Origin of the sequence: Pseudonocardia alaniniphila (assembly GCF_022524485.1) — a bacterium.
Classification (GTDB): domain Bacteria; phylum Actinomycetota; class Actinomycetes; order Mycobacteriales; family Pseudonocardiaceae; genus Pseudonocardia; species Pseudonocardia alaniniphila.
In genome coordinates this window covers 1-22,458 of record NZ_JAKXMK010000009.1, presented here as the reverse complement: position 1 = coordinate 22,458, position 22,458 = coordinate 1, and the positions used below count along the sequence as shown (strand labels likewise).

Below are 22,458 nucleotides of genomic sequence, written 5' to 3'. Positions count from 1 at the left end.
ACGCCACCCGGCTCGTCCGGACGCCGGCCGTCGCAGCCCGCTGGCCCCGTCGCCGACGGCGGGCACCCGGCGCCACGCCACCCGCCTGACGGGAAGGGCGACCTTGACGTGCGCAAATCGTCATCCACGAAGCCCGCCGCCACCCGACGACGGCTACCTGTGCTGTGGGCGGGGCTCTCCCCGCGGCGCCGGCTCGTCGGGGCGCTGACCGGGCTGGTCGTTCTTCCACTGCTTCCACTGGCTCGGGCCCAGCTCCGCAGCGTCGTGGGCCTCGTCACAGGGGCGGTCGGATCGGTCGCCGGCCTGGCCGAACGCCGCCGTGAGGCCACGATCCGCGCAACCGCGAACGCCCAGAGCGGCGAGGCACTACGCCGGCTCGCGCAGGAGCAGGCCGCGTTGCGCCGCGTGGCCACGCTCGTCGCCCGCGGGACGCCACCGGCCGAGGTACTCGCGGCCGTCGCGCACGAGGTCAGCGACATCCTCGGCGCCGACGGCACCAACATCCTCCGCCTCGACCCCGACGGCGGGACGACCGTCGTGGCCCGCGTCGGCGCCTACCCCGCCGAGTTCCCGATCGGCAGTCGCTGGAGGCCCGAGCTGCCGCTGGCACTGGCGGCCGCCCTGCGCACCGGCCGCTCGGCCCGCATCGACGACTTCACCGACGCCGTCGACCCGTACAGCGACGCCGTCCGCCGGATGGGACTCCGGTCGGGCATTGCGGCGCCGATCATCGTCCAAGGGCGTCTCTGGGGTGCGATCACCGTCGGGACGCGGCACGAGCGTTTCCCGGCCGACACCGAAGAACGCATGACTGGCTTCACCGAGCTCGTCGGCACCGCGATCGCCAACGCCGAGGGCCGCGCCCAGCTCGAAGAAAGCAGCGACGAACTCCGCCGGCTCGCACAGGAGCAAGCCGCACTGCGCCGGGTCGCCACGCTCGTCGCCCGCGGGACGCCACCGGCCGAGGTACTGGCGGCGGTCGCCCACGAGATCGGCCTCGTCCTCGGGGCCGAGGCCACGACCATCGCGCGCCTCGATCCCGACGGCGAGGTGACCATCCTCGCCGTCGTCGGCGCTCACTCCGAGGAGCTGGCGGTCGGAAGCCGCTGGAAGCCCGAGCCACCGCTGGCACTGGCAGTCGCCTTGCGCACCGGCCGCGCGGCTCGCTGCGACGACTACAGCGAAGCCTCCGGAGCGTTCGCGGACGCCACCGTCCGCCGGATGGGCATCCGCTCATCGGTCGCGACCCCGATCGTCGTCGAGGGGAATCTCTGGGGCGCGACCGCCTGCGGGACGCGGCACGAGCGCCTCCCGGCCGACACCGAGCAGCGCATGGCCGGCTTCACCGAGCTCATCGGCACCGCGATCGCCAACGCCGAAGGCCGCGCCCAGCTCGAAGAGAGCAGCGACGAACTCCGCCGGCTCGCACAGGAGCAAGCAGCGCTGCGCCGGGTCGCCACCCTGGTCGCCCGCGGGATGGCCCCGTCCCAAGTGTTCTCGGCCGTCGCGCACGAGGTCGGCAGCGTCTTCGGTGCCGACGGAACGGTCATCGTCCGCCTGGATCCCGACGGCGCGACGACTCTCGTCGCCAGCGTCGGCGCACACCGCACCGCGCTCCCGGCGGGGAGCCGCTGGAGGCCGGAGCCGCCCGTGGCCGTGGCGATCGCCATGAACACGCGCCGCCCGGCCCGATGCGATGACTACAGCCACGCTCCCGGCGAATACGCCGACGCCGTCCGCCGGCTGGGGCTCCGCTCATCGGTCGCCGCGCCGATCGTCGTCGAGGGAAAGCTGTGGGGCGCGATCGGCGCCGGAACACGGGGGGAGCATTTCCCGCCCGAGACGGAGCTGCGGATGGCCGGGTTCACCGAGCTCGTCGGCACCGCGATCGCCAACGCCGACAGTCGCGCCCAGCTCACCGCCTCCCGGGCCCGGATCGTCGCCGCCGCGGACGACGCCCGGCGCAGGATCGAGCGCGACCTGCACGACAGCACGCAGCAGCGTCTGGTCGCGCTCGGCCTCGCGCTGCGCCTGGCCCAGGACACCGTTCCCCCGGAGCTGCCCGAGCTCCAGAGGGAGATCGGCCGGGTCGCCGACGAGCTCGACGGAGCGCTGAACGAGCTGCACGAGATCGCGCGCGGCATCCACCCGGCGGTCCTGTCCGAGGGCGGACTCGGCCCGGCCCTGCGTGGTCTCGCCCGCCGCGCCGCGCTCCCGGTGGAACTCGACATCCGGACCACGATCCGAGCGGCGGACCCGATCGAGGTCGCGGCCTACTACGTCGTGTCCGAGGCGCTCACCAACACCACCAAACACGCCCGCGCGTCGTGCGCGCAGGTCACGGTCGAAAGGCGCGACTCGATCCTGCACTTGTCGATCCGCGACGACGGGGAGGGCGGCGCCGATCCCGCGGGAGGCTCCGGGCTGATCGGGCTTCGCGACCGCGTGCAGGCCCTCGGAGGGTTGATCGAGGTCGACAGCCGCCCGGGGGAAGGGACGGCGATCGTCGTCGAACTTCCGCTACAAGCCGACTGATCGACGACCGCTCTGCGATCCCCCCGGCATCCCCTGCTCAGCCGAACCGGGGGTCGGGCTAGCCGGTACCGTGGATTCCAGCTAGCGGGGGCGAAGCGACTGCAGTGCCACGAGAAGGCTGACATTCGGTCCGAGCGCCGTCAGGTCGCGCTCCTCGCTGTCTCGATCACCGCCCTGCGAGGAGATCCGGACCTCAGGCACGACCTTCACAGCGCGGTGGTTCCGGGGGGCTCTGTCATCTCTGGCGCACTGATGTGCCTGCGACAGCGACCGCTACCGACCGCCCGGTTCGCGACGAACTGCACGCCGACCCTTGCCGCTTCATGGAGAGAACGGATTGCCCGATGTCGCATCACCTTGACACACCTCTGGCGAGCCAGACCGGCCAGCTCTTCATCGATGACCTGTACGTCTTTACCGGCGCCGACAGCACCGTTTTCGTCATGGACGTCAACTCGACCATCACCGGCGCCCATGCCGAACCGGCCTTCCACCCGGAAGGACGCTACGAGTTCAAAGTGCACGTCGACGGCGCCGATTTCGAAGACCTGACCTACCGGCTGTCCTTCGGCGAAGCAGACTCCGACGGACGACAGGCCCTGCAACTGCACACCCTCACCGGGCGCGACGCACGCGATGACTCGGCAACCGGCGAACTCGTGCTCGACGGCAGGACCGGCGAGACCGCGACCGCACCCGACACCCGGGTCTGGGCAGGGCGCATCGCCGACTGCTTCTACATCGACCTCTCGCTGCTCGGCATCATCAACTCCGCGGTGACCACCGGCACCGCTGTGGACCTGTCGGCATGGCGCCCGGAGAACGCGCAGAACAGCTTCGCCGACACGACCGTCGAATCCATCGTGCTGGAAGTCGCCCACCAGCACCCACAGCTGAAGCCCGGCACGCGCATCGGCGTCTGGTGCGCCACCAAACTCGCCACCGACGCCGGCGGCTGGCGACAGATCAACCGCGCCGGACACCCCATGATGTGGCCGATCTTCTGGCCGAACGACACGGAGTTCACCCACCCCTCCAACACCCGCCACCCCTCCGAGGACTTCGACGCCGACGGCGCCTACACAGCGGACCTCATCGCGAAAACCGTGGCGGCCACGGGCACCTGCGACGACCCCCAGGGCTACGGCCGGGCGGTGGCCCGCAAGCTGTTCCCCGACGTCCTGCCCTACATCGTCGGAACGCCCGCGACCTACAGCTTCGCCACCTTCAACGGCCGGACACCGGCCGACAACGCCCCCGAAGCGATGCTCTCCCTCGTGGTGAACACAGCCGTGCCCTCAGGACTGAAACCGACCGCGACGAAGCACCTGCGGGACAAGAACTTCCCCTACGTCGTGCCGATGTGACCGCTCAGGGACGCTGCCGAGTGCCACGACCCGGCCGAATCGGGTGGACGATCACACCGTCTGGGGTGTGAAGTGCGGGTTGCTCGGCACCCGCAGGCCGAGCTCCTCCCGCAGCGTCGCCCCCGAGTAGTCGTCGTGGAAGATCCCGCGTCGCTGCAGCTCGGGCACGAGCAGGTCGACGACCCGTTCGAGCCCGAGCGGCAGCGTCGGGACGCTCAGCATGAACCCGTCGCACGCCCCGGAGCGGAACCAGTCCTCCAACTCGTCGGCCACCTCGGCCGCTGTGCCGGTGAACGGCGGGGTGTCGTCGGCGGCGAGCAGCCGCTGGTAGGTCTGGCGGATCGTGAGGCCTTCCCGTGACGCCATCTCCCACACGCTCTGCCGGCGGCTCGTGATCCCGTTGACCTCGGCGGACAGGTCGGGCAGCGGGCCGTCGAGCGGGTACGGGGCCAGGTCTTCCTTGACCATGCTCGACAGGTACTGGACGCCGAGCGCGGGTGAGACGAGAGCGTTCAGCTCGCGGTAGAGGGCGAGCGCCTCGTCGCGGGACCGTGCGACGTTGACGCGGACGCCCGGGATGATCTTCAGCTCGTGCGGCTCGCGGCCGTACGTGGCCATCCTGCCCTTGATGTCGCGAACGACCTCGATGCTCTCCTCCTTGGACTGCGCCACGGAGAACAGGCAGTCGGCGTGCTGCGCGGCGAGCTCTCGCCCCGACTCGGACTGGCCCGCCATGAACAGCACCGGGTAGCCCTGCGGGCTGCGCGCGAGGTTCAGTGGCCCACGCACGGTGAAGCTCTCGCCGTGGTGGTCGAGAGTGTGCACGCGGCCCGAGTCGAGGAACTGACCGGTCGTCTTGTCCTGCGGGAAGGCGTCGGGGGCCCAGCTGTCCCACAGCCCCTTGCAGACCTCGACGAACTCCTGCGCGCGCTTGTAGCGGTCGGTCTTCTCGGGGAAAGCACCGCCGAAGTTCACGGCGTCGCCCGGGTAGGAGGTGGTCACGACGTTCCAGATCGCACGACCGCCGCTGATGTGGTCGAGCGAGGAGAACTTGCGGGCGAGCAGGTAGGGCTGCTCGTAGGTGGTCGTCGCCGTGGCGAACAGCCCGATGTGGTCGGTGTGCTGCGAGATCGCGGCCAGGAGAGTGGTCGGCTCGAACGACGCCGGGCGATCCGACGGAGCGGAGGCTTCGAACAGTGCCGTCTTGTCCATCTGACGCACGGCGTTGCCGTCGGCCAGGAACAGCGCCTGGAACTTGCCGCGCTCCGCGGTCCGGGCGAGATCGATCATGGCGTCCAGGTTCATGACGATGTCGGGGTACGCGGTCGGGTGCCGCCATCCGGCGAGGTGCCCTCCCACGGGGTACACGCCGGTGACCAGGATCATCCGGTTGTCCATGCCTGCCTCTCGGGTCGAGCCGGCGACCGTTGCCGGGGTGGGGAACGGGTTGCGTGGGGTCGGACACCCATGGTCTCTCGCCGCGTGTCGCCGGAGTGTGCGGTGCGGTAGAGACCACGGCGCAGCCGTGGCCGTCGCGCGTCGGTCCGAGAAGATGCCGCGTTCACATGAAGGACAATCCGATACGGAAACTTCATAAAGGGCGGGCCCGACCTCGGCACGCCACGAAACAACACGTCGTGCACAGTCCCGCGTTCGCATATAACATCGCTTTCCGATAATCACGCCGGCGACATCGATAAACGTGATCCAATTCACCGATCCGACCGATTTACATCGCACCGGCGGTGGAAGGCTGGCAGTGCATCCGGTCATTCATCGGAGGAGGATCGTGACCACGATCAGGACTCGCCGGCCAATGCACCGAGCCGAGACCAGCGGCGCGGATGTCGTGATCGTCGGTGCGGGTTCAGCCGGAGGGGCGCTCGCCGCGCGGTTGTCACAGGACCCCTCGCGCTCGGTGTTGCTGCTCGACGCCGGCGTCGATTTCGGTCCCATCGGTGAGAGTCAGCCCCGAGCCGTGGCCGACGCCTTCGACAGCTCGGCGAGAGCGACATATGGCTGGGAGTACGCGGGAACGGCGACCGCTCTGGGTCGGTCGGTGCCGGTGCACGCCGGGCGGATCGTCGGTGGCAGTTCGGCGATCAACAGCGTCATGGCACTGCGCGGGCACCGCGCCGTCTACGACGGATGGGCCGCCGCGGGCTGCTCGGGATGGTCGTTCGACGACGTGCTCCCGGCCTTCCGCCGCATCGAGCACGACCAGGACTTCCACGACAACTCCCACGGCACCCGCGGGCCGGTCCCGATCCGCCGCTATCCAGAGCTGTCCCGGTCTCAGCAAGCGTTCCTCGAAGCCTGCGAAGCGACCGGACACGCACCGGTGCCCGACCACAACGCCCCCGGCGCGGTCGGCGCGGGCAGGCTGCCGGTCAACGAACTCGACGGGCTGCGGAAATCCACCGCGCTGACCTATCTCGCCCCGGCTCGAGATCGCTCCAACCTCACCATCCGCGGTGAGAGCGCCGTCGACCGGATCCTGCTCAACGGCGGCGACGCCACCGGGGTGATCCTCGCCGACGGCAGACAGATCACCGCCGACACCGTGGTTCTGGCCGCCGGGGCCGTGGGCACCCCGGCGATCTTGCTGCGCTCGGGTATCGGGCCCGCCGACGACCTGTCCGCCCTGTCGATCCCGGTCGAAGCACACCTGCCGGGCGTCGGAGCGAACCTGCACGACCATCCCCTGCTGCGCGTAGGGTTCGTCGCCCGCGCCCAGCCCCAATTCCCTCCGCGCCAGACGCTGCTCACCACGCACACTCTGCCGGGACTCACCCCGCCCGACCTGCAGGTGTTCCCCAGTGGACCCGTCGCGGGCAACGGCGCGCCCACGCTGGCCCTGCTCATAGCGCTCCTGACGCCTGCCTCACGCGGCGCCCTGCGCCTGAGCGGCCCCACGCCCGACATGCCGCTCCGGATCGAGCCCGGCTACCTCGCCCACCCCGACGATCTGCCCCGGCTGGTCGCCGGCGTACGGCTGGCGCGGACGCTCGCGACGTCCGCACCGCTGGCCGAACACCTCGTCGCGGAAGACTGGCCCGGCGCCGGCGTCACCGACGACAACGGCCTCGGTGGCGCGGTGCGCGCGAACCTCGTGCCGTACCACCACTACGTCGGAACCTGCCGGATGGGACCAGCTCACGACCCCGACGCCGTGGTCGACGCCACCGGCAGGGTCCACAGCACCAGCAGCCTGTGGATCGTCGACGCGTCGATCATGCCGACGATCCCCGCTGCCAACACCAACCTGGCCACCCTCATGATCGCCGAACATCTCGCGAGGACCCTCTAGGTATCGGCGGCGATCCCGTCCAGCTCTCCAACCCTCACGCGATGAGGCTCGTCCGGGCGAGGAGTAGCCCGCAGCTCGTCACCGCGGAGGGTTCTCAGCGCGTATCCGGTCGCATGTCTTCTCCACCTCGGTCCATGCCTGCCGTACGGCGGGGTCGGCGGACATCCATCGTTCCGCCGCCGAGGCCGCAGCACTGTCGCCACTCGCGGCGAGAACGTGCAGCTCGACGAGCTCGTCCAGCCAGTCCCGATTCGGCACTTCGTGCGCGTGTGCAGCACCCATGGTCACAACGGTTGCGCAACCGCAATCAAGAGGAAAGTCGGAACGCCCCGAATGTGAGCGATGTCTCTCTCACTCCCCTGCAGGGTCTGTGCTAGCTCCCACCGCACGGTCGCGGCGGTCACCCGATTCGTCAGCGGAGTCGGTCACTTCGGCGCCCTCCCGCCGCCCGCGGCCGAGCCCGGGAAGGTGACCGCGCCGCGAACAGCGCTCTCCAGCTCGCCCGTGACGACGTCGAAAGCGCACCGGCGAGGGCCTCGACGTCAGCTCCCGCCGCCTGGTGGATGAGGTTCTACGAGCTCGGCGACAGCCCCGACAGCGGGACGTCGGGGTCGGCGAGCCTGCTCGCCTCGACCTGCGCACCGGAGCGGATCAGGTCTCGGATCGGCTCGGTCACGTCCCAGATGTTGACGTTCATCGCAGCCGTGACACGTCCGTCCTTCAGCCAGAACGCGATGAACTCACGGGCTGCCGTGTCTCCTCGGACCACGAGCTCTTCCTGGCCGTCGGGGTCGGTGTAGCCGGTGTACTCCATTCCGAGGTCGTACTGGTCGGTGAAGAAGTACGGCAGCCGGTCGTAGGAGGCCGGCTCGCCCAGCATCGTCCTGGCAGCGACCTCCGGCTGGTGCAGCGCGTTGGCCCAGTGCTCGACGCGGATCTGCCTGCACAACAGCGGGTGGTACGCGTTCGCGACGTCGCCTGCGGCGAGGATGTCGTCGTCGGAGCTGACAAGGTGGCTGTCGACGAGGATGCCGTCGTCGACGTTCAGACCGCAGGATCGCGCCAGCTCGACGTTCGGGGTGACGCCGATGCCGACCACGATGGCGTCGGCGGCGATCTCGGTGCCGTCGGCGAGCAACACGGAACCGGCGCTCGACGGGTTGTCGGAGGTGGGCTGGATGGCGCTGACACCGACCTCGAAACGCAGGTCGACGCCGTGGTCGCGGTGCAGGTCGGCGAACACCGTCGCCATCTCCCGTCCCAGGACGCGCAGCAGTGGCAGTTCGGCGGTCTCGAGCACAGTGACTTCGGCGCCGGCTGTGCGGGCAGCGGCCGCCGTTTCCAGGCCGATCCATCCCGCTCCGACGATCACGACGGCGGCGCCGGAGCGAAACGCAGCCTTGAGACGGTCGCTGTCGCCGAAGTCGCGCAGGTAGTACACGCCGTCGAGGTCGGCGCCAGGCACCGGGAGGCGGCGTGGTGTGGCGCCGGTGGTCAGAAGTAGCTTGTCGTAGGCCAGCCGGTCCCCGTCGCCGATGACCAGTTCGTGGGCGCGGCGGTCGATCTCGGTGACGGTGGTGTCGACACGGAGCTCGACCCGATGCTCCGGGTACCACTCGGCCGGGTGCACGTAGGCGCTGTCGCGGTCGGCGTTGCCCAGAAGGTAGCCCTTGGACAGAGGTGGCCGCTCGTAGGGCCGGTGCGACTCGGTCCCGAGCAGGACGATGCGTCCGTCGAAGCCTTCGACGCGCAGCGCTTCGGCCGCCTTCGCTCCGGCGAGTCCGGCGCCGACGATGGCGAACGTTCGTGGATCAGTCATGCCGGATCGTCCTCATCTCCGCCGCTGCATCTCGCGGCCGCGAGCATCGGCTTCTCGGCCGCATCGTCGTGGTCGATGCCGACGTCAGCGAGCGTAACCATGACCGCGGCCGCATTGTCGTAGCCGGAACGTGTCGTGTCGCCGCGCTCGAGGCCGCGGCCGAGCCGGACCGCCACTGCGGCGCTGGTCAGGCCGCTCATCGGGCAGCCCGTCGGCCAGAGGTCACAGCTGTCGGCGTGAGGTGATGTTCAGCTTGCTGAAGATCCTGCCGAGATGCCATTCGACGGTGCGCGGGCTGATTATCAGCCGGACGCTGATCTCGTTGTTCGTGAGGCCCTCTCGGACCAGGCGCGCGATCTGCGCCTCCTGGGTCGTGAGCTCGGTGTGGGACTCGACGGGGCGTTGGCGGGCGGTTCCGCCGGCGGCCTGAAGCTCGCGGGTGGCGCGCTGGGCGAACGCCTCCATCCCCATCGCCGTGAACATCTCGTGGGCGGTGAGCAGTTGCTCGCGGGCGTCGAGACGGCGCCGCTCGCGGCGGAGCCATTCGCCGTAGACGAGGTGGGCGCGGGCGAGTTCGCCCTGGATGCGGGCGCGGGCGAACCGGTCGGTTGCCTCCAGGTAGGCGGTCTCGGCGACGTGCCCGGTGCTGAGCAGGGCGCAGCAACGGGCCTCGACGCCCAGCGCCCAGTCGGTGCCACTCGCACGGGTCATCTGCGAGAGCAGCGTGAGGGCGTCAGCCGCCTCGTCCGTTTCACCACTGCGAGCGGCTGCTTCGATGAGCTCGACGAGTGCCTCCCAGCCGCCGGCACCCTCAGCCGTCTGTTGGCGGGCCTGCCGGGCCGTGGTCAGCGCGTCCTCGTAGCGGCCGAGGCCATTGAAGAGCAACGCCTGCGCCCACCCGGCGATGGTCAGCGATAAGCCTTCGCCACGCTTCAGGGCCTCCGCCGTGATGTCGTCGATCAGCTGAGCTGTCTCGGCTTCGCGGCCCTGCCAGGCAACACGCATCAGCGCGCTGTGGGATTCGTGCCGGCTTCCGGTCGCTCGTCCGGTCGCTTCGGTGAGTGTCTCCTGTTCCTCGGCCAGCGCCGCCGCCTCGGCCAGCTGACCGGTGTACGTGTGCGCAAGGCTGCGTGCGGCGAGGGCCATGTGCAGCGTGGTGAGGGCGCCTGCCTCGCGTGCCAGTCGAAGCAGCCGCCTGGAGAGCAGGTGCCAGGTCTCGTGGTCCCACAGATCCATCGCGATCATGCAGACGAGGTGGAACCGGTGCAGTCCTTCCTCGCCGCAGATGTGGGCGTCGCGGAAGGCGCGCAGCGCAAGCGCCGTCATGGGTGCCGCAGCCGCGTATCCGTCGGTGTAGCGCACGGCCAGTGCGTCGAGGAGCAGATCGGCTGCTTGTGGCGGGTGCGGCGCGGGGGGCGCTCCGGCCGCAGCTTCGGCCATCTCACGCACGCTGACGCCATGGCCCAGTGAACCGGCGAACCTGCCGGCCCGCAGCGCGTCGAGGTAGGTCTCGCGAGCCAGCGGTACGTCGAGCGGTTCGAGCCGGCGGGCGGCCTGGAGCAACAGCGGAGATGCGTCGCGGCTGCGCTGCTGAGCGAAGACGATCTGTCCACGCACGTGTAGCACGTGGGCGCGGGCCAGTTCGTCCAGCGGACCGGCCTCGGCGATCGAGAGCAGGTTCAATGCCGTGTCGGGCGATCCGGCCTGATGTGTGGCCTTCGCCGCGGCCAGCGCGCGTTCGGCCCGGCGTTGCGGATCGGGGGTCAGCTCGACGGCCCGGGTCAGGAACGCGGCGGTCGCGGCAAGTCCGCCACGGGCTCGTGCGCGTCCGGCCGATTGCTCGAGGTCGGCGGCGATGTCCTCGTCGGGCCCCGGTGCCGATTGCGCCTTGTGCCACGCCCGGTGGTCGGGCTCCACCTCGGGGTCGGTGGCTTCTGCCAGGGCGCGGTGTACGTCCTGTCGCTCTTGTGGGGTGGCGGCGTTGTAGATCGCCGCGCGCACCAGCGGATGCCGGAATCGCACCTGCGCCGCGAGCTCCACGAGCCCGGCCGCCGGCATCGCTGCCGCAACCGTGATGCCGAGCCCCTGGGCCGCTCGCCACACCAGAACCGGATCCCCCACCGGCTCCGCCGCTGCGACCAGCAGTAGCTCCCTCGTGTCGACGGGCAACGGAGTCAGCTGCCGCCGGAAGCTGTCCTCGATCTGCTGAGGAATCGCGGTCGCGCGCGGTGAACCGAACCCACCGGCCAGTTCGGCGGGGCTCATCCCGCGGGGCAACTCCAGCAACGCCAGCGGGTTGCCCCTGGTCTCGGCGACGATCCGGTCGAGAATCCGTTCGTCCACGACCCCGGGCACTGCGGCCTTCAGCAGTGCCCGGGCCTCGTCGTCGGAGAGGCCGGTGAGGACCAGTTGCGGTAGTCCGGACCACTCCGCGGTCACCTCAGGTGTGCGGGCCGCGACGAGCAGAGCCACGGATTCGGCTCGCAGCCGGCGCGCGGCGAAGGCCAGCGCCTGCGCGGAGGCGTGATCGAGCCAGTGCGCGTCGTCGATCACGCAGATCAACGGCCGCTGCTCCGCGACCTCGGCCAGCAAGCCGAGCACGGCCAGCCCGACGAGGAACCGGTCCGGCGCTGGTCCGGCGCTCAGCCCGAATGCCGTGGCCAGGGCGTCGCGCTGAGGTGCGGGCAGCCGCTGCAGGCTCCCCAGCATGGGCGCGCACAGCTGGTGGAGACCCGCGAAGGGCAGTTCCATCTCCGACTGCACTCCTGCAGCTCGCGCCACCCGACACCCCGGGGCACGCTCGACCACGTACTCCAGCAAGGACGTCTTGCCCATGCCGGCCTCGCCGCAGACCGCCAGCGCACGGCTCTCCCCCGCTCGAACCGCCCTGAGCAGCCGCTCGAGTGCCTCGCACTCGGCTCGCCGGCCCCGCAACACCAGACGCCGTTTCAATGAAACAGCACTTTCACGATATTTCGCGCTTCAGACGGCAATTCGGAACCGGGTCGACCGCCCCTCGGACGTTCGACGACAACAGTGCTCCGGCCACGTCACATCCGATCCACGGGAGACGAGGCCAACAATACCCCCTGGCAATTATCGGCCCCGTCCCGCAGAGATCGGCCGGGCAGACCGGTCAGCCGTCGCCGCCTACATCCGATTTCCCGCCGGGTCGATCCGGTACTGCACGTTGGGCTCCGCCTTGATGATCATCACGAGGCACTCGTCGATCGAGGTCTCCACGTGCTTCTCGCCGTCGGGGACGAAGTAGAAGTCACCTGCGGAGACCTTGCGCTCCTCGCCATCGCTTTCCCACTTCATGGTTCCTTCGACGAGGTAGACAGCGACCCACGATTCGTGCTTGTGCAAGCCGAGATCGTAGTTCGGAGGCATCTTCACGAAGGAGAACGAGATTGTGTCGTCCCGCCACAAGGTGCATCGATCGATGGCGTGCCCCACCACCTCCTCGCGGATCCACTGACGCTCGTCAACGAACGTGAACTTGGACATTATTCTCCCTAGGACGTGGCAATCGCCTCATGCGGCTGTCGCCGACCATCACAGATCGGCGATCACGAAGCGGGGCATCTGCCCTTCCGGTCGGGCCACCGTCACAGCGTCGCGATCGGACGGCCCGGGCGTCTCCCGCCGACCCTCATCGTCCCCCGCGACGCGCCCCGGGCGGACCTGTGGTGCTCCCGGGAATCACCCCGGGTCTCGGATTCGGGCTGTACCTGGCCTCGGCAGCGGACCGGGATTGTGTGAACCGAATGCGTAGGTTTCACCCACACCGGACAGGATGGTTATCGCGGTTGCACTTCGATCTCTTGCAGTAGCATCCGCAATGCCCGTAATGCGTTGTGTGCGCGTGATTTCACGGTGCCGAGAGGGACACCGAGCCGGTGTGCGGTCTCGGCAAGCGATCGGCCCTCGTAGTAGATCTGGATCAACACATCACGATGCTTGGGCGTGAGCTGGTAGAGCGCATCGTCGAGCGTCTGACGCCGCAAGACCCGGTCGACGTCGTCGGCCGTGACCGCCACATCGACAGCCTCGTCGCACGACACGATTGCCGGCCGCCTGGCCTTCGCGCGCCACATATCAGTTATAAGGTTGCGGGCCGCAGCGAACAGCCACCCACGCAGCGCGTCGGAGCCGGGTTCCAGGTGATCGGCGCGGCGCCAGGCGCGCACCAGTACTTCCTGTACGACGTCCTCGGCCACGGTGCGGTCTCTGGTGAGCCGGAGAGCGAAAGAGAACAACGGTACAGCCATTTGCTCGTACAGCATTCGGATGAAGGCTTCGACTTCTTCTTCATTTCCGGCGCAGGGTCCGATGGGGATCTACTCCTGTTTCAGGGCACAGCACAGGCCATCCTCTGAGGTGGCCGGATCCCCGGCTAGCCGTCGATGAACGTGACCGTCTCGCCGAGCGGCGCCCGGCCCGTACGAGGGTGCTGCACCGTGACGTCTTCGAACCCGATCGACGTGCCGCAGAAGAGGATGAGCTCGTCCGGGGGCGAGAGGATCTCTGCGACGGTCTTGTGAAACTTCGCCCACGCCATCTGCGTGCAACTGTGCGGCCCTTCGGCGCGAAGCAGCAGCATGGTGGTCTGCAGGAACATGCCGACGTCGGACCATTGGGGCCGGCGCATGTCGCGGTCGATGTAGCAGAACAGGGCCGCGGGCGCCCCGAAAGCGTCCCAGTTCGCGGAGGCGGCCCGCTGGCGCGCCTCCACGTCCGCACGCGGAATACCGAGTGCGCCGTAACGCTGCTCGCCGAAGGCCTCCCGGCGCTCGCGGTAGGGAGATTTCAGTGCGGGCGGGTACTGCTCGTACTCCGGCTCATCCCAGGGGTCACCTGCGGCTATGCGCTCGCCGGCACGTTTCTTGAGCTCGGCCAGCGGCCCTCCGGTCAGCACGTAGGCATGCCAAGGCTGCAGGTTCGAGCCGGACGGCGCCCAGGACGCGGCGGACAGGACGCGCTGCAGCACCTCCGCCGGGACAGGCCGGTCGGTGAATCCACGCACCGCGCGCCGGCTCGTTACCGCCTCATAGACGTCCAAGGTCGCCTACCCCCATCTGCTCAAGGTGTCACCAGATGGACAGGGGAGGACCGCAGAATGTGACAGGGCGTCACGATCTCCCGAGCGACGCCCGGCCCGTGCCTACGCACCGGAGTGGAGACGTCCGCGCCGTCGTGACGCGGACGCCCGTCAGGTGTCGGCCAGCGCGCCGCGGAGCTGGCTACGCGAATTGACGGCGAGCTTGGTGAAGACCTTGTGCAGGTGCCACTCGACGGTGCGCGGGCTGATGAACAGCTCGGCGCCGATCTCGGAGTTCGTCAGTCCGTCGACGGCGAGCCGGGCGATCTGGGCCTCCTGCGCGGTGAGGCCCTCCCGTGTCTCGACCACGCGTCGGCGCACCGACTCGCCGGTTGCCAGGAGCTCGCGGCGGGCGCGCTCGGCGAAGGCTTCGGCGCCGAAGCGGTGCAGCATCTCGTAGGCGGTTCGCAGTTGTTCACGCGCGTCGAGGCGCCGGTCCTCGCGACGCAGCCACTCGCCGTACACCAGGTGGGCGCGGGCGAGGTGAACGCCGACGCGGGTTCGCCCGAGACGCTCGATGGCCTCGCGGTACAACACCTCGGCGGCGCTGCCCGTGCTGAGCAGCGCCCTGGATCGGGCCAGAATGCCGAGGGCCCACTCCGTGCCGCTGGCTGTGGCTCGTTCCTCGAGTCGGCGCAGGGCGGTCGCGGCCACCTCGGGGGCATTGCCCCGAGCGCCCGCCTCGACGAGCTCGGCGAGCGAGAAGCCGAAGCCACCCAGATCGTCGTGCTCGCACGCCCGTTCGGCGCCGGCCAGGGCGACGTCGTACCGACCGAGGCCGTTGTACAGCACCGCGATCAGGTAGTCACCGAGCCCGATGGCGCGTCCCTCGCCCCTGACGGCCGCCTCATCGACGTCGGTCTGGATCTGCGCCGACACCGCGGCGTTCTCACCGCGCCAGGCGACGAACAGCAGCGAGCCGTACCGCAGGGGCGCGTTGCCCGTCGCCTTCGTGATCGCGTCGGCCTCCTCGATCAACGCAGAGGCTTCGGCGAACTCGCCGGCGTGCACGTGCACGACGGCGCGGTAGGTCAGGGCAAGGGGAAGGACGTTGAGCGAGCCGGTGTCGCGAGCCCGCCGGACCGCGCGAGTGGTCAGCTCATGCCATGCCTCGTCGTCCCACACATCACCGGCGACCAGCCACGTCAGCCAGAGCCACCGCATGGTGTCGTCCTCGTGACGCCCGGCGTCCTGCTGGAACGCCTGGAGCGCGCGACGCAGCAGCGCCGCACCCGTGACGTAGCCCTCGGCGAACCGCGTGGCCAGACCGTCGAGGAGCACATCCATCGGCCGTGGTGGCTGCGGTCCCGGCGGGGCGGCGCGGGCGGCGTCCGCCACGTCCCGCAATCCGCCCTGTGCGTCGAGGCGCCCGGCGAAGGCCGCTGCCCCGAGTGCTTCGAGGTACGCCTCACGTGCCTGTCCCGCGTCGAGTCGTTCGAGTCGTTCGGCCGCACGCAGCAGCAACGGCACGGCATCACTGTTGCGCATGCGGGCGAAGACGATCTGGGAGCAGGTACGGGCCAGCTGCGCACGCTGAAGGTCGTTCAACGGGCCGATCTTCGCGGCCGCGAGCAGCTCGAGTGCCGCATCGGGAGCCCCGGCCTCGAGGCTGGCACGTGCCGCGGCCAACGCCCGCGCTCCACGCCTGGCCGGATCCGGCGTCAGCTCGGCCGCACGCCTCAGAAACGCGGCGGCCGCCGCGATCCCGCCACGGGCATGGGCGCGGTCGGCCGAGCGTTCCAGCTCGCCGGCCACGGCCTCGTCGGGTTCCACCGCCGCATGGGCCCGATGCCATGCTCGGCGATCCGGGTCGGATTCGGGATCGGTCGCCTCGGCCAGCGCGCGATGCACGTCCTGGCGGTCCCCGGGGCCTGCCGCGCGATAGGCCGCCGAGCGCACCAGCGGATGACGAAACCGCACCCGCGCTCCGAACTCGATCAGTCCGGCGGCCTCGGCCGCCATCACAGCCTCCGGCCCGATGGCGAGCCGCTCGGCCACACGCCTCAGCAACGGCACGTCCCCCACCGGCTCGGCGGCAGCCGCCAGCAGCAACCGTTGCGTCGCGATCGGAAGCGACCCGATGCGCCGCAGGAAGCTCTGCTCGATCTGACTCTCCAGTGGCCGCGCGTCAGGGAGCCCGAACCCGCCGGCCAGCTCCGCCGGCGTCAAGCCCCGTGGCAGCTCCAGCAGGGCCAGCGGATTGCCGCGGGTCTCGGCGACGATCCTGTCCTTGACGCGCTTGTCGAGCCTGCCGTGGACCACCGAATCCAGAAGCGCACGCGCATCGCCGTCACGCAGACCCCGGACCACGAGTTCCGGCAGCCCCACCAGCTGGTCCTCGGCCGGACCGTGCGTCGGTCCACGCACCGCGAACACCAACGCCACCCGCTCCGCCTGCAGCCGTCGTGCGACGAAGGCCAGCGTCTGTGCGGAGACCCGATCAAGCCATTGAGCGTCGTCCACCACGCAGACGAGCGGCTGCTCCTCGGCCATCTCGGCCAGCAGGCTGAGTACCGCCAACCCGACCAGGAAACGATCGGGCGCGCTACTCGAACTCAGACCGAACGCGACTGCCAACGCGTCACGTTGCGGGCCGGGAAGGCAGTCGAGACGGCTCATCATCGGCGCGCACAGCTGGTGCAACCCGGCGAACGCCAACTCCATCTCGGACTCGACGCCTGCCGCCCGCGCGATCCGACATCCCGCCGCGCTCTCCACCAGGTACTCCGCCAACGCGGACTTTCCGACCCCCGCCTCGCCGCGCAGGACCAGTACCTGACTCCGCCCGGCCCTGACGCTCGCCACCAACCGATCCAGCGCCGCGCACTCACCACGCCTGCCACGAAGCTTGCGCCGAGGGTCGCTGTTCGACAACACCACCACCGCGCTGCTCCCCGCCGACGAACCCAAGGCGCCCTTCACGACGTCCTCGGCGTCAGCCACGCCCAGCGTCCGATACGCGATCGCGAAAGCGCAAGATCCCGTACAGGAGGACGACGTGGTGCTGCGACCACGAGCAGCGGCAATCCCCCTATCTGCGGGGCGATCCACACGCGACGTCGAATTGGTGGGCTGGAATACGCGGTTCCCACCAGCGGCCCGGAGCTGACCGGCCGTGGCCGGGGCTCGCCGACGTGGCGTTGCTCACGGGCACCGCAGCATCGATCAGCCGGATTTCCGGCATTTGTCCGAATGAGGCCGCGGTCTTCTCCGGCACCTCGACTCGCCTTCCGACCACTACCCACAGCGTGATCGTGCACCGATCGGAATCCAGTCGTCGGGCGGGACGTGGTCGTTAGACTGACGGCCTGTCTAACGGCGGCGGAGGATATGTCGAGGGGTGATCGCGGGCCGAGCTTGCGTGGTCGCCGCAGCGAGTGCGAGTCGCTGGAACAGCTCATCGCGAGTGTCCGCACGGGGCAGAGCCGGGTACTCGTCCTTCGGGGCGAAGCCGGGATCGGCAAGACCGCGTTGCTGGACCACCTGGCGGCTAGCGCGGCCGAGTGCCACGTCGCGCGGGCCACCGGCGTCGAGTCCGAGATGGAGCTCGCGTTCGCCGGCCTCCACCAGCTCTGCGCACCCTTCCTGGACCGACTCGATCGGCTTCCCACCCCCCAACGGGATGCGTTGGGAACGGCGTTCGGCCTGCGCGACGGCAACACACCCGACCGCTTCCTGATCGGTCTGGCCGTGCTGAGCCTGCTGTCCGACGTCGCCGAGGACCGCCCCCTGGTCTGCCTCGTCGACGACGCACAGTGGCTCGACCAGGCCTCGGCGCACACGCTCGCATTCGTCGCCCGCCGCCTGTTCGCGGAGTCCGTCGCACTGATCTTCGCGACCCGATCGACCACTGATGATCAGGCGTTCCGGCAGCTTCCCGAGATGCTCGTCGCGGGCCTGGGTGACGCGGATGCCCGAGCGTTGCTCCGGACGGCGCTCCGTGGCCCACTCGACTCGGCCGTGCGTGACGAGATCATCGCCGAGGCACGCGGCAATCCACTGGCATTGCTGGAGTTACCCCGAAGCCGCACCCCGGCGCAGCTGGCGTTCGGGCTCGGGATGCCCCATGCGATGCCGCTGGCGAGTCGCATGGAACAGGGGTTCCTTCAACGGCTCCTACCGCTCCCGGTCGACACCAGACGGCTCCTCCTCGCGGCCGCGGTCGAACCGGTCGGCGACGTCACCGTGTTATGGGGTGCGGCCGAGCGGCTCGGTATCCCACCGGGCGCGGCGACCCCGGCCGCCGAGGCAGGTCTGATCGAGTTCGGCGCCCGGGTGCGGTTCCGTCATCCACTGGTGCGCTCGGCCGCATGGCGGGCAGCCGACGTGCGTGAGCTGCAAGAGGTGCACGGCGCACTGGCCGAGGCGACTGAACTCGATCCCGACCGCCGGGCATGGCACCGCGCACAGGCGAGCACGGATCCGGACGAGGCGGTCGCCACCGAACTCGAGCACTCGGCCGACCGCGCACAGGCCCGTGGTGGATTCGCCGCGGCAGCCGCGTTCCACGAACGCGCTGCCGAGCTGACCCCCGATCCGGTGCATCGCGCTGCCCGCGTCCTGGCGGCGGCACAGGCGAAACTCCAGGCAGGTGACTTCGACCCGGCCCTGGACCTGCTCGCGACGGCCGAGGCCGGACCGCTCGACGATCTCGGGCGGGCGAGGGTCGATCTGATGCGAGCCCAGATCGCCTACGCGTCCAGCCGCAGCAACGAGGCTCCCCGACTGCTGCTCACGGCCGCCAAGCGACTCGAGCCACTCGACATCGAACTCGCCCGCCAGACCTATCTGGACGCCTTCTCTGCTGTTCTGTACGCCGGCCGCTTCGCCCGCGCCGCAGACCTGACGGAGTTGGCGGCCGCCGTACCGCGGGCGACGACGGACCGGAACCACCGCGGCGACATACTGCTGGAGGGCCTGGCGTCCCTGGTCAGCGATGGGTACTCGGCCTCGCTGCCGATCACACGGCGAGCGTTGCGGGCGTTCCGCGCCGAGGAGATCTCGGTTGCCGACGGCCTGCGGTCCCTCTGGGTCACGTCGGTGGTCGCGGCAGATGCGTGGGACGACGAGAGCTTCCGCGTCCTGTCCACCCGCTACGTGCAGATCGCCCGAGAAGCAGGTGCTCTCAGCGAGCTTCTCCTCGCCCTCAACGCACACCTCATCATGCTGATATTCGTCGGCGAACCGGAAGCGGCGGCGTCGGTCGTCGATGAGGCGAGGGCGCTGAGGGAGGCGACCGGAAGCGAACGCCCCCTCTACGAAGTCATGGTCCTCCGCTCGTGGCAGGGCCGCGCGGAGTACGCCCTCCCGCTCATCGAGGCGAGCCTGACCGACGTCGTTGCCCGTGGCGAGGGTATCGGGGCGAGCGTCGCGCACTGGGCGAGCGCGCTGCTCCTGAATGGCCTGGGCCGCTACGAGGAAGCACTGATCCCGGCCCGAGCGGCCGGCAGCTGCCCGCAGGAACTGGCCGCGGCGAACTGGGGTCTGGTCGAGCTGATCGAGTCAGCCGCCCGCACCGGCGCCACCGACCTCGCAGCCGATGCGCTCGAACGGCTCTCCGCGATGACCCAGGCCGCCGGCACCGACTGGGCACTCGGCGTCGAGGCGCGCTCACGCGCGTTGCTGAGCGAGGGCGACCCCGCCGAGCGGCTCTACCGAGAGGCAATCGAACGACTGGGCCGCACCCGGATCCGGACCGAGCTCGCCCGCGCTCGCCTGCTCTACGGAGAGTGGCTACGCCGCGAAGGTCGACGTCTCGACGCGCGCGAACAACTGCGGGCCGCTCACGAACTGTTCACCACCATGGGCGCCACCGGATTCAGCGAGCGAGCCCGCCGCGAACTGCTGGCCACAGGCGAGACGGCGCGCAAGCGCACCGCCGAGACCCGCGACGACCTCACCGCGCAGGAAGCGCAGATCGCCCGGCTCGCCGCCCGTCAGCGTACGAACTCACAGATCGGGGCCCAGCTGTTCATCAGTCCCCGCACCGTCGAATGGCACCTGCGCAAGGTGTTCACGAAACTGGGCGTCAGCTCGCGCAAGGAGCTCTCCGGGGTGCTGCCCGACGCTGCTCAGGCGTCCGCCCCCGTCTGACGAATCCCGCCCGGTACCGCTCGAGCCGGAGACTGCGGCACAGGGATCCGCGATCTCGCAGACGTCGTCAACGCGGGACACGACGAGCAGAACCGGACTCGGCGGATCGCCGCGGTCCCGCATGCAGCTCATGAAGGGGCGGATCCGCGTGATCGTGCCGGCGCATCGCACGGCGCTCGCCCGCGCTCAAGCCGCCCCACACCCCGGTCTCCTGACCCGTCGAGAACGCCCACATGCGGCACTCGAGCAGCACCAGGCAGCGTCGGCACACCGCCTTGGCTTCGGCCAGTTGACGCAGTGCCGGCGCGCTGGAATCGGTCGGAAAGAACAGCTCCGGGTCCTCCGCACGGCAGGCGGCTCGGAAACGCCAGTCCACCTCGACCCCCTTCTGGGAATGGCTCCTGATGTCGCGCGGCCGTCGGTCGTCCGCCGGTACACAGGCCTGGGCCGGGCGCCCATCAACCGAGATCACCGTCGCCCCACCGAGCTTTGATCGCACCAGGGCAAGCCCCTGGGGCCCCTGGTAGACCGCGCCAACCCCCGTGCCGCCGGTCCCGCGACATGGACCCATCGCGGCGTCACGTGCCCACGTCGCGGCGGGCTCGTGCTGCCGAAGCTGCGGACATCGACCGGTGCCCCGGGGACCCTGGCCCGGGGTAGGCCCGGACCTCCGACGGGCGCGATCGCAGCCCGGACAAAGCGACCGTAGGTGCGTCACCACCTCGGCCGGAGAGCAAGGCCGCTCCCCCGGGGCCTCCGCCCGAACGAACAGGAACTCCTCATGCGCTTGTCCGACGTCGACGTCATAGCGAGCTCAGGTCCGTCGGAGGCAAGCACGAACGTCGACGCGGCGACGTCTGTTCTTCCCGTCATCGCGGAGGTGGTCACACCCGACCCGGTGGCGACGGATGGTCCGGCGGTCCCCGAGGTGGCCGAAGCAGTGGCGGACTTCGAAAGCGTCCGTCCGCGCCTGTTCGGGATCGCGTACCGGATGCTCGGCGGTGTGGCCGATGCCGAAGACATCGTCCAGGAGGTCTGGCTGCGTTGGCAGACCGCAGACCGGGCAGGTGTCCGTGATCGAGTCGGGTTCCTCGTGACGATCACGACGCGGCTTGCGCTCAATGCAGCCACGTCGGCCCGCGCCCGCCGCGAGGTCTCGGTCGGCCGCTGGCTGCCGGATCGTGCTTCCGATGCCGCCGAGGAACCCTCGTCGAGAGCAGAACGGATCGAGGCGCTCGAACTCGCCGTCCGGCTCCTGCTCGAGCGGTTGTCACCGGTCGAGCGCGCCGTCTACATCCTCCGGGAGGCATTCGGCTACCCGTTCTGCGAGATCGCCACCACACTCGTCATCGGCGAGTCCAACGCACGACAACTCGCGCGGCGAGCGCGCATGCATCTCGCCGAACAACGGCGCATGCCGGTCGATCCCGAGGAGCGCGGACGCCTGCTGGCCACCTTCATCATCGCGGCACAGGCCGGTGACGTGGCGCGGCTCAAATGCCTGCTCATCGACGACATCGATTCCTACCGCGACCGCATCGGGCACACGCACACATGTCGTTCGGCAATGCTGAGTGCGGGCCACAGCGCGACGGGGAAGCAAGCCGGCGCAGCAAGGCGTCATCCCCAACCCAACCGGCACGGCAGACACGACATCGCTCGCCCGCACCCTGCCCACGGCGGACGGCGGCATGCGAGTCCGGGTGGACCCAGCCCTCTCACGGAAGCATGACCAGCGAGCGACTCAGCACTCCCGCCCATTGCTGCCGCAGGCGAATTGGCGCATTCTAGACAGCCACAGCAATAGGGACGACACGTTCGTGATCTTCATCACTGCCATCGAACGTGTCTTCGTCGATTTCAACAGAATAGTGGTGATCTTCCTGGGGCCGGCCCCGTTGGCAACATTTTCTTTGCGCCTTACGGAGCCAGCCGGATCACAAACCTCGTTGTATGGTCAATCCAAGTAGACGGATGTGTGGCGAGTGGCCGCGAGTATGGCCATTACAGCGCCTCGAGCGGCGCCCGGGTCGCGCTTCCGTTGTCTCTCGGCGAAGACCTTCGGAGGCGCTATGACCATCATGAACTCGAACCGACTCGACCTGCCCACAGTCACGACATCGGAAGAGTTCGAGGTATTTCTTCCCGAGCTAGACGGCGACCTGCTCCTCGACCAGGACGAGGAGTGGTGTGAAGTGCTGGTCAACGGGCGGCGCGATCGCATCCGGTT

The 22,458-nt window shown here is 69.7% G+C and carries 15 protein-coding genes; 5 read left to right on the top strand and 10 right to left on the bottom strand.

Annotated elements, in window-relative coordinates; translation table 11 throughout:
* The first annotated feature begins 108 nt into the window (after positions 1–108).
* Both MMF94_RS11320 and MMF94_RS11315 read left to right on the top strand, forming a co-directional pair.
* The gene (locus MMF94_RS11320) at positions 109–2,535 is read left to right on the top strand and encodes a GAF domain-containing sensor histidine kinase (RefSeq protein WP_241036312.1); all 2,427 of its coding nucleotides are present in this window, start codon (positions 109–111) and stop codon (positions 2,533–2,535) included.
* A gap of 344 nt (positions 2,536–2,879) precedes the next feature.
* On the top strand, positions 2,880–3,902 hold the full coding sequence (locus MMF94_RS11315) for a DUF4331 family protein (RefSeq protein WP_241036311.1): 1,023 nt from the start codon (positions 2,880–2,882) through the stop codon (positions 3,900–3,902).
* A 51-nt stretch (positions 3,903–3,953) separates the two neighbouring features.
* Here MMF94_RS11315 and MMF94_RS11310 read toward each other — a convergent pair whose 3' ends face one another.
* Positions 3,954–5,300, bottom strand: a complete 1,347-nt coding sequence (locus MMF94_RS11310; protein ID WP_241036310.1) for an LLM class flavin-dependent oxidoreductase — start codon at positions 5,298–5,300, stop codon at positions 3,954–3,956.
* A gap of 418 nt (positions 5,301–5,718) precedes the next feature.
* Between MMF94_RS11310 and MMF94_RS11305 the strand changes: the two genes are divergently transcribed.
* A complete protein-coding gene (locus tag MMF94_RS11305) occupies positions 5,719–7,212 on the top strand; it encodes a GMC family oxidoreductase (protein WP_241036309.1) in 1,494 nt (497 codons plus the stop codon).
* A gap of 78 nt (positions 7,213–7,290) precedes the next feature.
* Here MMF94_RS11305 and MMF94_RS11300 read toward each other — a convergent pair whose 3' ends face one another.
* From MMF94_RS11300 to MMF94_RS11265, 8 genes are all read right to left on the bottom strand, one after another.
* Positions 7,291–7,494, bottom strand: a complete 204-nt coding sequence (locus tag MMF94_RS11300; protein ID WP_241036308.1) for a hypothetical protein — start codon at positions 7,492–7,494, stop codon at positions 7,291–7,293.
* Between the two features lie 289 nt (positions 7,495–7,783).
* The gene (locus MMF94_RS11295; protein ID WP_241036307.1) at positions 7,784–9,031 is read right to left on the bottom strand and encodes an NAD(P)/FAD-dependent oxidoreductase; all 1,248 of its coding nucleotides are present in this window, start codon (positions 9,029–9,031) and stop codon (positions 7,784–7,786) included.
* A complete protein-coding gene (locus MMF94_RS11290) occupies positions 9,028–9,231 on the bottom strand; it encodes a hypothetical protein (protein WP_241036306.1) in 204 nt (67 codons plus the stop codon). Before MMF94_RS11290 ends, MMF94_RS11295 begins: the two co-directional genes overlap by 4 nt.
* A gap of 22 nt (positions 9,232–9,253) precedes the next feature.
* A complete protein-coding gene (locus MMF94_RS11285) occupies positions 9,254–11,968 on the bottom strand; it encodes a helix-turn-helix transcriptional regulator (RefSeq protein WP_241036528.1) in 2,715 nt (904 codons plus the stop codon).
* A gap of 213 nt (positions 11,969–12,181) precedes the next feature.
* Positions 12,182–12,541: a cupin domain-containing protein gene (locus MMF94_RS11280; RefSeq protein ID WP_241036305.1), complete on the bottom strand. Its 360-nt coding sequence runs from the start codon at positions 12,539–12,541 to the stop codon at positions 12,182–12,184.
* 293 nt (positions 12,542–12,834) lie between these two features.
* Positions 12,835–13,320, bottom strand: coding sequence for a sigma-70 family RNA polymerase sigma factor (locus MMF94_RS11275; protein WP_277398698.1), 486 nt, complete (start codon positions 13,318–13,320; stop codon positions 12,835–12,837).
* 110 nt (positions 13,321–13,430) lie between these two features.
* Positions 13,431–14,096: a nitroreductase gene (locus MMF94_RS11270; RefSeq protein ID WP_241036304.1), complete on the bottom strand. Its 666-nt coding sequence runs from the start codon at positions 14,094–14,096 to the stop codon at positions 13,431–13,433.
* A gap of 150 nt (positions 14,097–14,246) precedes the next feature.
* Positions 14,247–17,078, bottom strand: coding sequence for a helix-turn-helix transcriptional regulator (locus MMF94_RS11265; RefSeq protein ID WP_420852428.1), 2,832 nt, complete (start codon positions 17,076–17,078; stop codon positions 14,247–14,249).
* 387 nt (positions 17,079–17,465) lie between these two features.
* Here MMF94_RS11265 and MMF94_RS11260 point away from each other — a divergent pair, with 387 nt between their 5' ends.
* Positions 17,466–20,228 (top strand): ATP-binding protein, encoded by a 2,763-nt coding sequence (locus MMF94_RS11260; RefSeq protein WP_241036303.1) that lies wholly within the window; start codon positions 17,466–17,468, stop codon positions 20,226–20,228.
* Positions 20,229–20,295: 67 nt separating this feature from the next.
* Here MMF94_RS11260 and MMF94_RS11255 read toward each other — a convergent pair whose 3' ends face one another.
* Positions 20,296–20,604 (bottom strand): WhiB family transcriptional regulator, encoded by a 309-nt coding sequence (locus MMF94_RS11255; protein WP_241036302.1) that lies wholly within the window; start codon positions 20,602–20,604, stop codon positions 20,296–20,298.
* 405 nt (positions 20,605–21,009) lie between these two features.
* Between MMF94_RS11255 and MMF94_RS11250 the strand changes: the two genes are divergently transcribed.
* Positions 21,010–21,960, top strand: coding sequence for a sigma-70 family RNA polymerase sigma factor (locus tag MMF94_RS11250; RefSeq protein WP_241036301.1), 951 nt, complete (start codon positions 21,010–21,012; stop codon positions 21,958–21,960).
* Positions 21,961–22,458 lie beyond the last annotated feature (498 nt).

Bases quoted from the DNA above. Each gene is read 5' to 3' on its own strand.
- MMF94_RS11315 (WP_241036311.1), top strand. From the start codon at position 2,880: ATGTCGCATCACCTTGACACACCTCTGGCGAGCCAGACCGGCCAGCTC.
- MMF94_RS11310 (WP_241036310.1), bottom strand. From the start codon at position 5,300: ATGGACAACCGGATGATCCTGGTCACCGGCGTGTACCCCGTGGGAGGG.
- MMF94_RS11305 (WP_241036309.1), top strand. From the start codon at position 5,719: ATGCACCGAGCCGAGACCAGCGGCGCGGATGTCGTGATCGTCGGTGCG.
- MMF94_RS11300 (WP_241036308.1), bottom strand. From the start codon at position 7,494: ATGGGTGCTGCACACGCGCACGAAGTGCCGAATCGGGACTGGCTGGAC.
- MMF94_RS11295 (WP_241036307.1), bottom strand. From the start codon at position 9,031: ATGACTGATCCACGAACGTTCGCCATCGTCGGCGCCGGACTCGCCGGA.
- MMF94_RS11290 (WP_241036306.1), bottom strand. From the start codon at position 9,231: ATGAGCGGCCTGACCAGCGCCGCAGTGGCGGTCCGGCTCGGCCGCGGC.
- MMF94_RS11280 (WP_241036305.1), bottom strand. From the start codon at position 12,541: ATGTCCAAGTTCACGTTCGTTGACGAGCGTCAGTGGATCCGCGAGGAG.
- MMF94_RS11275 (WP_277398698.1), bottom strand. From the start codon at position 13,320: ATGCTGTACGAGCAAATGGCTGTACCGTTGTTCTCTTTCGCTCTCCGG.
- MMF94_RS11260 (WP_241036303.1), top strand. From the start codon at position 17,466: ATGTCGAGGGGTGATCGCGGGCCGAGCTTGCGTGGTCGCCGCAGCGAG.
- MMF94_RS11250 (WP_241036301.1), top strand. From the start codon at position 21,010: ATGCGCTTGTCCGACGTCGACGTCATAGCGAGCTCAGGTCCGTCGGAG.